Below are 15,627 nucleotides of genomic sequence, written 5' to 3' on the forward strand. Positions count from 1 at the left end.
AAGAGATAACCCTTTATCTGAGTAGATTCATATTGACTACTCACATTCACTATTTTAGCTTATTTAACATTCATGAAATAATTGGGACAATCCATATTATCAAAAAGATGTGATTCTGCATTTGTAATAATTTGCAATAACTCGGATAATATTTTTGGCCAATCTAAACGTCTAGAATCCCGATCTACGATTCTCGTACTAATTTGCTAGAGAGACTGAAACCATGGTAGTGGGCCGTCAATCCTTTGTGTCGTCATTTCGTCAACAGATTTCTTTGTTGAACTGTCTTCGTCAAGGCCAGAGAAAACGTCAAGACCGACAAAAGTCGCGTCGTTTAGCAAGTACTTATTCCACGGTCGAGCAGCTTGAAGATCGAACACTTCTAGCCGGTGCTTCGTTAGTAAATATCGAACCCAATATAGATCTCTCCCTGACTGAAGGAGAAATTTATAACGAAGCTCCCAACGAACTCACATTTAAATTTACACCAGGCCAGCAAATTGATGCCGCCTCACTTGGGGGAATTCAATTCGTACGCAGCGGTTTAGATGGTACCTTTGATGATGGCAATGAAGTTGTAATCCAACCTGGTTATATTGGTCTCGGCGATGCTGCAAATGAAGTCATTGTTCGCTTTGCCGAATCGCTGCCTGATGACAACTATCAGATCACAATCTTCGGCACGGGTGCGACACCATTACTCAATCAGAATGGCGAAGCATTTCAGGATGGAGTTGATCAAGTCATCAACTTCGAACTTGACCTCGGCGCTAAAGTCGTTGCCGTTGTCCCTCAACCGGTTTCAGGTGGTGGCACAGGAAGCCTGACTCAAGCTCTCAACCAGATTGACGTCTATTTTAATGATGATCCCCTTGACCAGACCTCAGCAGAAAATACTCTGTTTTACCAGTTGATTGATACTACAACGAATGTGATCGTCAATCCCGCCTCTGTTACGTATGACGCCTCTGAGAATAAAGCCGTCCTCACATTTGCATCAGACATTTCTACTGGTACGTATCACTTGAGAATTGGTGAGGAAGCAACTCCCAACTTTGCAGCATCGAATGTTGTTGGTGTTGCCGATGATGATAATTCCAGCTTTGGCACAGCCTTTGATCTTGGTACGTTGACTACTCAGACGATTCAAATCAACGAGCAAATCGAACCACAGGCAATTGCCCAGCCACAACTCCCCGGCGGCAATGACGAACCTGGCCACCGTGAGATTACAATTGAACAACATATTGGCGCGACCGGTACTACCCCATCTGTGCCTGGTGCAATTGGTACGGTCACTTTCTCCTTTCCTGAAACTTATGGATCGGATCTGTTTGGAAATATTCTCTACAACGAAATCACGGAAAACCAGAAGCAACGTACTCGTGAGATTTATGAAATCTACAGCTATCTGACAGGGATTGAAGTTCAGGAAGTCGCCAGTGGCGGCACTGGAATTGTCACGGGGGATATTCGTGTTCTGGCCCCCGGCACTCCCCCATTAGCTGCTGGTGGTATCGCCGGTGGTGGATTAGCCATAATGAATGGTGCCCTGGATTGGGATGATAGCCCCTATGGTGGTGGGTGGTTTGCAACCGCATTTCATGAAATTGGCCACACGCTCGGTTTAGGTCACTCTTACGATTTACCATCCGTCATGGGCTCCAGTGGCGGCGATGTCGGTGGAACCACTCCGGGAGAGCCGATTTTTCCTTCAAACTTCGATATCGTACACATCAACCGCATCCATCCGGCGCTCAGCAACGATATCGACCTGCACAAATTCGAACTATCAGCATCAGGCCGATTTACAGCGGAAATTACGGCGGACCGTCTACCGACCAAAAGCTTCCTCGATAGTGTGCTGACTCTGTACCGCGAATCTCCAGGTGGTGTGCGTGAAATTATCGCGAGGAATGATGATTACTACGGCGAAGACGCCTTTCTGGACTTGGACCTGGAAGCAGGTACTTACTATCTGGCCATCACCAGCGTGGGCAACACTGAATTTGATCCCACAGTTTCTGACTCGGGTTATGGTGGCCGAACAGACGGCGAGTATACTCTTGATATCAACTTCACACCGGACCCACTCATCAACACATTCATGGTTGATGCAACGGGTGTCGCTTTGGACGGAGACGCGGATGGAACACCGGGGGGTGTTTTTGATTTCTGGTTCCAGACTGGTGAGACCATTTTTGTTGATAAAGCGACTCAATCAGGCGGCCCTGCAGATGGTAGCCTGACGAACCCTTATTCAAATATTGATGACGCGCTTGCAGACGCAGCTACTAGCGGAACTACCAAAATTGTCCGAATTGTTGGCAATGGCGGAACCGACAACGACATCAGCACAGTCGGTGATAATGAGGCGTATCTGATTGGTCTGACCGACAGCTTCCAGCCGTTAGAAGACGGGGCAACCTTTAATATTCCGCAAAATGTGACAGTAATGGTAGATCAAGGTGCCATCATTAAGCTTCAAAGAGCGAATATTGATGTTGGTTCGAATGACCCACTTCTGCTGAATAACCGAAGCCAGGGTGCCTTACAGATTCTGGGGACCCCCGATAATCAAGTCTACTTAACCGCCTACGGAAATGACGCGATTGGTGGAGATGATGATGGCCTGAGTGATGGTGCTAACCGAGGAGACTGGGGAGGTCTTGTCTTCCGTTCCGATTCTGATCTTGAGGATTTAGGAGTCTTTTTAAATTCGGTCAATAACGCCAACATCAGCTATGGCGGTGGAAGTGTCTTTGTGAATTCGGTTCTACAAACCTTCTCTCCTATTCATGCCGAATCGGCACGCCCCACCATCTGGCAAAATACGATCCACACCAATGCCGATTCTGCGATCTCAGCAGATCCACGCAGTTTCGAAGACAGCCGCTTTGAAAATGGTTCATTCATTAAGGATCGCTACGGCCTTGAGATCTTCGATAATCACATTTACAACAATAGTATTAATGGTTTATTCGTTCGGGTGAACACCGAATTTGGAAGCACCATTAACAAACTGGATGTCCCCGGTATCTTCAACGATGACATCACCCATGTGATTACCGAAAACCTACAAATCTATGGTGCACCTGGGGGACAACTGGATGCAGATGATAACGAGACGATCAATGGTCGATTGAAAATTGATCCGGGAATTGTTGTCAAACTTTCCGGAGCGCGGATTGAAGCAGAGCGTGGGAGTGCTCAACTCATTGCGGAAGGCACAGAAGAAAATCCCATCATCTTCACATCGTTAAGTGATGATCGCTATGGCATGGGAACAACGTTTGACACATCCAATGATGGAGTGACTACATTTGGCCCGGGCAACTGGGGGGGGATCATCTTTAACGCTGCCTCTTCCGGTAGCATTGATCACGCACTGATAACCAACGCCGGCGGCTTAGTCCCCATCGAAGGAGGATTCGCTAACTTTAATGCGATCGAGGTACATCAGGCTGAGTTTCGTATTGCGAACAGCATCTTGGAAGACAATGCCAGCGGACAGGCAGGGTCCAACCGAAATGGCCGTGGAAACAATGACAACGCCACCATTTTCGTCCGTGGTGCGCAGCCCATTATTGTTGATAATATATTCCGGGATAATGCCGGAACAGTCGTCAGCATTGACGCCAACTCGCTGAATTACAAGTTCAAATCGGACTACGGTCGCTCAACAGGATTCACCGACGCCTACCAGCAGTACACCGACAATCATGGTGCACTGGTCCGTCTCAACCGCATGGAAAACAACGGCCTCAACGGAATGGAAGTCCGAGCCGCACTGCTCGATACAGAAACAGTCTGGGACGATACCGATATCGTACACATCCTGCGTGGAGAGATTCAGGTCAATCAACACCACACATTTAGTGGCATCCGGTTACAGAGTAATATCGAAGAAGGCCTTGTTGTCAAATTGGCCGGTCCTACTGCAGGCTTTACCGCAGATGGCGTTCCACTGGACATCAATGATCGCATTGGTGGTACCGTTCAAATTATCGGGCAACCTGGCTTCCCGGTCGTTCTCACTTCGCTAGCAGATGATTCTGTAGGAGCCAGCTTTACTCCTGCAGGGACTCCACAAACCGATACGAATAATGACGGCGGGGCATCTACGCCTTCTGCTGGTGACTGGCGCAGTATTCGACTGGACCGCTACAGTAATGATCGAAATGTCGTCGTACGTTTTGAAACCGAAGGTAATAACACGAGCGGCGTTGATACTAACAGTAATCCCGGCTTTGCACAAAATCTGGGAGAACTGGCACCGGATGAAATCAGCGGAGACGAAAACAGAGCCCTTGGATTTGAAGTGCATGGAAATATCAGCGCCGATGCTCCCGATGATGTTGATGTCTACAGTTTTAATGCGACGGCAGGCACCCGTGTCTGGATCGACATTGATCGCACCTCATCGTCTCTTGATACTGTGGTTGAATTAGTTGACATCTTCGGTAATGTCATTGCTTCATCTCTGGATTCATTTGCAGGTACCTTTACTGGCTCAGCAGATCCACTCCAGCAGACGGACCATCTACTGGGTGATTTTTATTCGCAAAACATAGGTGATGCTGGATTCAGTGTCATACTTCCTGGTGTAGCAGAAGCGGTTGGTACCTATTTCGTTCGCGTGCGCAGCCAACCGATAGCCGGCAATGAAGCCGACGTGACCGGCGGTCAAACGTCCGGCCAATACCAATTACAGGTTCGCCTCAGACAGGTGGATGAAAAACCGGGTTCAACCGTCCGCTATGCCGATATTCGGTTCGCGACTAATGGAGTGGAAGTCCTGGGACAACCCGCACATTCACCTCTGCTTGGTGAATCATCAGAAAAAACAGGCACGAATGAAACCATCGACAATGCCCAAGGTCTTGGAAACCTGCTGACCAGCGATCTCAACACACTGGCTGTGTCTGGTACACTTTCGAATGGCTCAGACGTTGACTGGTACACCTTTGAAATGGGTTACGACCTGATCCAGGTGATCGCCGGTCGTAGCGATGGTGGCAAGACATTCTCGACCATATTTGACATCGATTATGCCGATGGTTTGACCCGCGCAGATACGACTCTTTCTATCTTTGACGATCAAGGCCGATTGATCTTAGTCAGCCGCGACTCAGATATTGAAGATGACCAGGCAGACGGTAACACCCAAGACCTGACCAGCGGCAGCTTTGGTAAACTGGACCCCTACATTGGAACCACACAACTCCCCGCAGCGACGCCGGGCAGTACGTTCCGTTACCATATCGCAGTTTCTTCAAATCAACGACTGCCACAGGCCCTCAATGCCACCTTCAATTCCAGTGCATTAAACGCACAAATCCGCTTGGAACCGGTCAGTTCAGTTCAGAGAATCGTTGAAGATCATATTGGCTTCAGCGGTTATACCTCAGGTAACTCTTTGGCAGGTACTGTCCAACTGGTCGTACCTACGACTTCCCAGATTTTTGATATCTCAAGTACTACAACCTTAGCGGCTAACGTTTCCGCCTTCACACTGGAAGACGTTAATTTGTATGTCTCGCAAAATAACCGGTTGCGAATTGTTGATGCTTATGATGGTTATATCGTGGATTCCGTCGATGGAGTCGATCTCTCGACAGTACCATCAGCAATCTTAGCCAGCTTGTTACCCCCTGGTGTGAGTGTGAGTGACCTGAGATCGATTGATATCGGCGCACTTTCAACGGGCTCCAATGATAATACATCCGATATCACGATTCGTTCCGACGGGCAGCTTTATAGCTATGAAAGCATTTCTGGAAACCGAAATGGAACTGCTGGTCGCTTTAGAGAACTTGATCCGGGAAATGCATCTACCATCTCATCAACGAATGACGGTATTCCTGACATCCCCACAACCGGCACCCCTGACCCTGTAGACGTGACGACCAGCAGCGTGGGTGCCCTCGCATTCCAGCGAACAAACGTGGCGACCTACAACCTGTTCTATGCTGTCCATGACCCTGGTGGATTCACCACACTTTATCAGGCAAATTCGACGACGGGAGCTTCTGGTCAAGACCGATTAAATAGCACTGGTGGTGATACGGGGAACACCTTTACTGTGCTTGGGGACATTACCGGTGTTGGTCAAATCACAGGTATGTCGTTTCGAGGAATCAATTCCAGTGCCAGTCAATCGCAACTCTACGCCGTTACTGATACTGGAGCATTTTTAGCCATCAACTTGGGAAATGGAACCAGACGTGATGTTAACAACACAACTCCGTTACTCTTAAATGAAGATTTATCAGGAGTCCTCAATCCAGGCGAGTCCTTTACAGGGTTAACAGCGGCTCCACAGAACCTGAACAATGGCGCCTTTCAGGATTACCTCTTTGCGATCACTAACCAAGGTAACTTGTTCGCGATTGACCCTGCGACGGGAACAATCCTGACCACAGTCGATGACCCGGTTTTAGGCACGATCGATATCTTCAAGGGGGGGGGAAACTCCATCAACGTTGGTATCGATAATATTTCTGGTCTGGCTTTCTCGCCACTGGACTTCAACCTCTGGCATCCCACGTTCCGACAGAATACGGCTGAAGGTCACGGAATCAATAATACGTTTGATCAAACCCGAACCGACGTCGGCGGAAATACACGAGATACTTTTCCAAATGGCTTGCAGCAAAGCGAGCAACAAGGGGGAGCCAGCTTCTACTTTGGCTTTGAAGAATGGCTGCAGAATAACTCTTCAACCAACGACTACATCGACTATGTCGGTAATGCACAATATGGCGTCCTCTCATCGAACTTCCAAAGAGACCTCGCATCTAATCCCGACATCGGTGACAACTACAATATCGCCGGCGGTGCGAGTGGTTCATTGGAATCAGGCGAATTCAGTCTGGCTGGCTATAGCTCCACCGATCTGCCCACACTCTACTTCAATTACTTTTTGGAATCAGAGGGCGCCAACTCAATTACAGGAGGCATGCGAGATGCCGCTCGGGTCTTTATCTTTGATAGTACTTCCGGACCGAATGGAGATTGGATTGAATTAGCAACAAATAATTCCACCTTAGCACCTGCCACGAATCCTGACGCAGGAGAATTATCTTCTTATATCACCACTTCCGAGAGAGAGGGAGTCGGTAACGCGAATCAGCAAGTCCAGGAATTATTTGATAATTCCGGAGTCTGGCGTCAGGCGCGTGTCGATCTAGGAGAATTTGTAGGCCGCTCCGATCTCCGATTACGATTTGATTTCAGTACATCAGGTACCATCAGTTCGCATCTCTCCTCTGACAACACACCAAATGGCCCAACTGGTGGTATACTCCAAATGCCCGGTGATCTTACGGGTAACATTTTCAGCAATCAGCAAGCTCAAAATAACGATTTCGAAGGCTTCTATATCGATGACATTATCATCGGTTTCTCAGAACGTGGCGAACTGGTTACCGGTTCCCAGACAGACCAAACCGATTTCTTTAATGTGCCACAAAACCCGACATTTGGGGCCCCCACTCAATTGCTCTCAGGTGCGTATCAATTAGAAATCCGACGCGGAACCGATTATGCCGCGCCCCCCAATGGCCAATTACCGGATCTGGTAATTAGCACTCAATTCGATACGAATGATCGCCTGGTGCGGGAAATAATTGAAGCCAGTGATTCCTTAAATGGTCAACTGGGTGACCGCAATTTAACACGGCAACAAGGTCATATTTCGATTGAGTCGAATACCATTACCAGTGCTTCTGAGTACGGTATCAATATCGATGCCGGTCAGCGTGAATCAGTCGCTGCCGGTCCAAATGGTGGCGTCAGCGCTCGCTCTCAAGCGGGTGGTGTAATTAACGGCCCTGAATTGAATGATTTCTTCAACGGTGGGCTTGGCTTTGCTCCTGGGGTCACTGTCCAGAATAACGTCGTTACTGAATTCTCAAATGGACTCGGTGGTATTCGAATTAGCGGTGATGCAAACAGCAGTACTTCAAATAATCCCGCGGCCGTTTCTTATACCAAAGTCGTTAATAACACTTTGGCAGGTGCCAATGTCGAAATCACACAATCTTCAGCTCAAATTGACGTTGTCTTTCTGATTGATGTTTCTGCAAGTATGGGCACTGCGATTGCCAATATTCAAACGCAACTGCTGAACTTTGAAGCACAGATGCAGGCGGCTGGCATTGATGCACAATATGGTCTGGTTCTCTTTCCAGCAGAAACAGGCGGCTTCTTCGATACTGACCCGGCTCAGGTACAGGACATCGTTGACTTTGCCACATTTACCGCCCCGGGTAGTCCTTTCCAAAACATCCCAATTCAAGGGGGAACTGAGAGAGGTAGTGAGGCAATTCTGGAAGCTTTGAACCAGTTTGACCCTCTATCTGGAGCAACAACCTTTAACTTCCGCCCAGGCTCCCGAATTGTCCCCATCATTCTAACGAACGAAGACGATGATAGTGATCCTCAATTCGCGTTAGACGCACAAGCGGCTCTGCTATCAACAAACTCACTGTTTTATGCAATTGCAGACCCAGATGGTTTTGGAAATACCAACAGTACCTACGGTGTCTTCGCATCCTCAACCGGCGGCGAAATATTTGACATCGATGATTTTCTGTTCGATCCCACAAACTTCTTTGCCACGATGACTGCAGACCTGATTGGACAGATTGCAGTGGGAGCGTCGGGGCAAGGTATTCTGGTTGAGAACTTTGCAACAACCACCATTATCAATAACGTGATCGCCAATACGGCAACTGGTATTGATTTACAATCTGCAGCCGGTATCCCCAATGTCGTTGGAGCCAACTTATTCAAAGGTAATGGCAATAACGGAACTGTAGGCAGCAACGCCATTTTACTTGGTGCAGATGATCCCCTGTTTGTGAATCCAGAGCAAGGAAACTTCTATCTTGCCAATGATAGTCAGGCAATCGACAGTTCCTTGAACAGCCTTTCTGATCGTCCCGCATTTATCGATGTCAAAGATGCTATCGGAATGCCTAACTCTGATATCTTTGCCCCAGGCTATGATGCGTTCGGACAACTGCGTGTTGATGACCCGACTCAAACTCCTCCTCCCGGACTGGGATCAAATATCTTTAAAGATCGTGGCGCCATTGAGCGGGCGGACTTTGTCGGCCCCACCGCCAGAATTACTTTACCACTTGATAATGATGCTAACGGTGTCGACCTCAACAACAATCCAACAGATGTTTATATCGCCAATCCCGAGTTGTTCACAACAATGATTGTGAAACTCAGCGACACCGGCATCGGCATTGATGACAGATTGGTCAATTCGCTGCAATTCACACTGACGGCAGAAACCAGCACGACCCAAAGGACTCTGGTTCAAGGTGTTGATTATCTCTTCAGCTATAATTCCAATACGAATCAAGCCATTTTCACTTCAATCACTGGGGTATTCAGCCTGGACACACTTTATACCATCGATGTCGATAACTCAGTAATCACTGGTGTTAAAGATCTGGCTGGTAACTCCCTGCAACCGAACCAGACAGACCTGACGACATCGTTTACAATTGTCGTTACCGATGGAGTGAATGATCCCCCAGTCCAAAACTTTAATGGTACTCCCATTCCTGATTCGCCTAATACAAGTGTGTCGACTGACGCCGAAGTCCCCATTGTCTTCTCAGCCGCGAATGGAAATGCACTGACTGTCACAGACATTGATGCCTTTCTGGGGAACAGCGAAGTGGAAGTGACTCTATCAACAGTCAATGGAACCTTAACACTTGGTTCAACCAGCAATGTAGTCGTCAGCGCCGGAACGGGTCTTGGTGGCGAAACCTTGATTATCTTCACGGGTCTCTTGGACGATGTGAATGCTGCTTTGGAAGGAACTACCTGGACACCAGATGGTGGTTATTATTCGTCCGCTCCGCTGGCAACCCCGGCGACCATTACCATGACAACTGATGATCTGGAGAATTTTGATGGCTCATCGGGAACTGGCGATGGTGCGGGTGCTCAAACAGATGTTGATATTATTGACATCACAGTCGTCGATCCACCGACTGTTGAATTCAGTTCCGCCGCCTATTCTGTCAGTGAAGATGGTACCAGCCTGAATGTGACTCTAACAAGAAATGCCACAGCGACAGCTTCGACTGTCCTGGTCACGTTAGCTGATAACACAGCCACATCACCGGCTGATTATAATAATGCACCATTTTCAGTAACGTTTGCTGCCAACGAGTCAACAGCCGTTGTGAATATCCTGATTACTGATGACAATCTCGTTGAAGCAGATGAAATAATCGATCTCACAATTACAGCGGTAGACAATGCTTTACTTGGAGCACAGAGCACAGCACAGGTCACGATTATCGATAATGACCAAGCTGTCCTCACCGTTCAAAGCGTTACAGACGATGAAGCAAATGGACCGTTTACATTTACAGTGACTATGTCAAACCCCGTAGATGAAGATGTCAGCTTCAGCTTTAGCACCGCCGATGGCACCGCGACCGTCGCTGATTTTGATTACGATCAGGTAACTCTCGGAGCCCAGACACTCACATTCTTGGCTAACACGACAGCGCTCACCCAAACATTCGACATCACCGTCAATGGCGATTCGAAAGTCGAATTGGATGAATTTTTCTCGGTGATCCTCGGGAGCCTTGTCGTTAATAATGTGAATGGTCACGATGTTGTCCTGGGGCCGCTTGGTTCAAATAACGAACATGCAACGGGCACAATCGTCAATGACGACCAAGCTGTCCTCTCAATCAGCAATGTTTCTGCACTTGAGCAAACAGGGCAACTGACCTTTACCGTCTCACTCTCAACAGATGTCGCCGGTGATATCAGTGTCCGTGCCTCAACTCAAGATGGGACTGCCACTACGGGCAATAGTGATTATATTGCAAACAGTGAACTCCTCACCTTTACCGCTGGAACAACGACACAGTCATTTACGGTTACTGTAAATGATGACCAGACAGTTGAATTAGACGAGACACTTTCTGCCATCTTGAGTGGCCTGAATGCGAACGGATTAGACGTAGTCATTGCCCCTCCCCTGAGTGGTGGCGAGGGCATTGGCACGATTCAAAATGACGATTCAGCGACATTTACCATCAGCGATGTCACTACAAATGAAGCCAACGGCCCCTTTGTGTTTGTTGTCTCCATGTCCAATGCAGTTGACGTTGATGTCACTGTTGATGTGGAAACCGTTGATGGAACCGCTCTTGTTTCAGATAATGATTACACTCAAATCATTGCGGGTAATCAAACATTGACCTTCACCAGTGGTGGATCTCAATCACAAGTCTTTACCGTCAACATTACTAATGATAATAAAGTCGAACTCGATGAAATCTTTACGACGCTCCTCAGCAATTTGAATGCTGGTGGACGTGACGTGAGCATCGCCGGAGCACTTGGGACAGGAACCATTCTGAATGATGATCAGGCCGTCCTCAGTATCGGCAATGTTTCTCAATTCGAAGATGCGAATACCGGCTCAGGGGCTGGAGTATTTACCTTCACTGTCGCGATGTCAAACCCGGTCGATGTCGATATTGAAGTCGATGTTGCTACTCTGGATGGGACAGCGACGGTTGCCGGGAATGATTACACCCCCATCACTCTCGGTGACCAGACGATTACATTTACTTCAAGTGGTTCTCTACTTCAGGCGTTTGATGTCCAAGTCACTGTTGACAATCTCGTTGAATTAGATGAAACCTTTGAAGCAATTTTAGATAACCTAATGAACAGCGGCCGTAATGTCATTCTCGGCACGAATGGAACCGGCGTCATTCGCAATGATGATTCAGCTCAAATTACCATTGCTGATGTTACGGGACTTGAAAGTGGCGGCCCCCTTACATTCACAGCCACCATTTCCAATCCAGTTGACACCAACATCAGCTTTGGAGTTTCGACACAAGATGGCAGTCTGGTAGACACCACATTGATTGAAAATGCTACTGCCGCTGATAGTGATTTCACTGCAATCATGAATCAAATCATCAATTTCACAGCCGGTGGTCCAACCACACAGACTTTTACTGTTGATGTCGTTGATGATAGCAAAGTCGAACTCGACGAGGTCTTCAATGTGCTGATGCAGAACCTTGTGAATAACGGCCGAAATGTCTCGCTGGGCACACCAGCGCAAGGTACGATTGAAAATGAAGATTCAGCTACATTAACAATCAACAACATCTCCGATCTGGAATCGAATGGCCCATTCACATTTACAGTCACTCTTTCGAATGAAGTTGATGCCGACATTACAGTCGATGCATTAACCATGGATGGCACAGCTATCGCCGCCAATGGTGATTACACCGCATTAGAAGCTGGCGATCGAGTTTTGACATTCCTGGCAGGAGACCAATTAACTCAAACATTTACCGTTGATGTCTCAAATGAGAATCTTGTTGAAGCGGATGAATTTCTCTCAACCCTCCTGGACAATCTCCAACATAATGGGCGAATGGTTTCGACTGCAATGGGAGGCGGTCAGGCAACAATTCTGAATGACGACTCTGCAACTCTTTCGATTACACCTGTGACTGATACAGAAAACAATAGCCCATTCCAGTTTCTGGTCGAACTCTCCAACCCCGTAGATGTTGCCATTACAGTCGATGCATCGACTGTTGATGGATCTGCCATTTCTCCAGCCGACTACCTGGAAATTGTCGGCCAAATGCTGACATTTGCCCCAGGTGTCACCCAGCTACCGGTCAATGTTACTGTCGTCAACGATGTTACCACAGAAGCACCAGAAACATTTGAAGTCATTCTGGAAAATCTTAATCCAAACGGCCGTGCCGTCTTCTTGACCAGCATTGCAGCCCGCAGTAGCACTGCCACTTCTGATGCTGCTGTTGCCGTTGATGTCGTAGGCGATTTCTCCTACATCGCTGACCGCGATGGTGGTTTGCAGATCTTTAACATCGCGGACCCCTCAAACCCGATTCATGTGGGATCGTACGATTTCAACCAACAAGGGATTGCCCAGGGAATTGATGTTGTCGGAAACCTGGCATTCATGGCCGTTGGTGAAGCAGGTCTGCAAATTCTGGATATTTCAGACCCCACTAATCCAACATTCGTTGGTAGTATTGCTACACCAGCCCGCGCTCGAGGCGTAGAGGTTGTCGGTAATCTGGCCTACGTCGCGGACGATAGCGGAAACGGCGGTGGTCTCCAGATCATCGACGTCACAGATCCAACCAACCCAGTCATCCTGGGAAGCTTTGGCGTAGCCACTGCTGGTGGCTTGGCTGGAGGTGTGAAAGTGGTCGGAAACATCGCGTATGTCACAGACGGTAATAATGGCCTGCAAATTATCGATGTCAGCGACCCAACGCTTCCCAATGGAGATATGACATTACACAGAACAGTCGCAACACCGGGTGGTGCCGCCATTGGCCTGGATGTCGTAGGCAACTTCGCTTATGTCGCAAATCGTGAAGGTGGTTTGCAGATCATCGATATCAGTGATCCATTCACGGCTTCCATCGTGGGCACCCTGAATACTCCAGGTGTCGCAACTGGTGTGCGAGTCGCAGGAAACTTTGCCTACGTTGCTGATGGGACTGTTGGCTTGCAAGTCGTCGACATTACGAACCCCACGACTCCCACCATTGCCAGAACACACAATACACCAGGAGGTGCCCGGAGCTTGTCTGTCCAGGGCACACTGGCCTATGTTGCTGATACATTCAATGGTTTAGAAATCCTGGAATTCTTCCCCTCAACATCTGCGACCGGAACCATTCTCGATCCAGCGGGCCCGCCGTTAACGGGTACGGAATCTGCGAATGCCATAATCAGTACTTCACTTGTTTTGAGTTCCACGACAACAAACGCCAACGGAGAAACAGCGGCTGTACCTGAAAGCGAGCAATGGATTGATGAATGGGATAGTTTCTGGATTGAAGTCTGGGGAAATACGAATGATGGTTCAGGAATCAGTGGTGGTTCTTTTGACCTGGAATACAATACCAACTACTTTTCTGCGACCGCAGTCGAGTATGGAACGGCCTTTGGAAATTCCACTTCATCTACAATAAACGATCTGACAGGTACGGTCTCAGGAATCAGCGGCCAGAATAATCTTGGTACGCTTGGTTCTGGAAATCAGGTCCTGTTGGCACGGATCAAATTTGAATCGACAGATCAAGATGGAGTCGCCATTGATCAGCAAACTGGTTTCTTAGGCCCACACAGTTTAGGAATCAGTGTGAGCAACGCCCAGCTTGATATTACGGATCATGGTGGTGTCACCGCTTCCGTCGCTGATTCACCGGCAACGGACTTATGGGCCGTCCCATTTGACCTGGATGATAATGGAGCCATCAACTTCACAGATTTGGCTACTTTCGTCTCATTCTATGGAACGACAGTGGTAGATTCATCATCCGGTCTGGCTTGGTCCTTAGACTTTGATAAGAATGGCCAAATCAACTTCCAAGACCTGACTAAACTGATCAATAACTACGGTGTGACGAAAGCAAGTGGCCAGCAGGTCTCCTTCCCATCTAACTTCCCGCAAGAGTGGTATGGCTCTTCCATTACAACTGAAGGCGAAGATTCTTTAAATGATCTGATTAACGCCGCTGTTGATGAATGGAAAACGGCAACCGGCAATGACCAGTTAGCGGTCCAGGTTGTCGTAACTGATCTTGGTGGTCAACAACTTGGTGAAGGCCATATTCTGGAACTCGACGAAAATGGCGTTCCAGTTAAGGGCCGCGTCTACATTGATGATGATGCAGCCGGTCTGGGCTGGTACTCTTCTGTCGAAGGGCTCTCCTTCGACAGCAATGGCCAGGCTATCGCGGACTCAGCAGCTGAAGGACACTACGATCTTTACACGGTACTGTTGCATGAAATTGGTCATGCGGCCGGGTTTACTACAAGTTACTCAGCCTTCACTGACCATGTCGTCAACAACGGGTCGGGGCAGGTCCAATTTATCGGCTGGGATTTTGTTGCTCCTCTTACCAGTGATGGACTACACGTCGACGAAAGCTACTCCCCGAATGATATCATGGGAGCCACCCTTGATCCATCCACGCGTAAAATGATCTCGACGCTGGACGTTCAGATCCTACAAGCTACTTATGAAAACGCGACCGGAGCAAGCATCACACCGCTCTCAGCTCCACTGATGGCAGCTGATCACAGCCCAGCTAATATTTCATCTGCTGAAGCACCATTTACTTCAGTGGCAATTTCACAACCGCAACAAGCGGGAACAGCGTCTGTTGCCATACAGGAACAGTCTGCTGAATCAGTACTGCAACCTGAATGGAATTACGCTCCATCGCGACTGGTCCAAAACTCCATCATGAGTCTTGGACAATCAACGGACCTAGACCAATTAGTCGGTTCTTTGCTTGATAATTCTTATGAAACAGAACAGATTCCTTTTGATGAGTTTGGGAATATCAGAATGGAAGATACATCATCCCGATTTGACTTTGCCCATGATTTCGAACTGGAAGAGATTGTCGAAAACGAAGTGATTGATGAAGAACTTGACAGTCTGTTTACTGAATGGGCCGGACCTTTGGTTTAATCAGCCAATTTAATTTAGATCCAATTTTGATTCAGAAAGGTGAGAATTTCGTTCTCACCTTTCTT

General features: G+C 48.1%; 1 protein-coding gene. It reads left to right on the top strand.

What is annotated here, in order from left to right; all coding sequences use genetic code 11:
* Positions 1-277 precede the first annotated feature (277 nt).
* Positions 278-15,562 (top strand): Calx-beta domain-containing protein, encoded by a 15,285-nt coding sequence (locus AAC022_RS19545; protein WP_339733694.1) that lies wholly within the window; start codon positions 278-280, stop codon positions 15,560-15,562.
* The last annotated feature ends 65 nt before the right edge of the window (positions 15,563-15,627 follow it).

This window comes from uncultured Gimesia sp. (assembly GCF_963976445.1).
In the GTDB taxonomy this organism is placed as follows: Bacteria; Planctomycetota; Planctomycetia; order Planctomycetales; family Planctomycetaceae; genus Gimesia.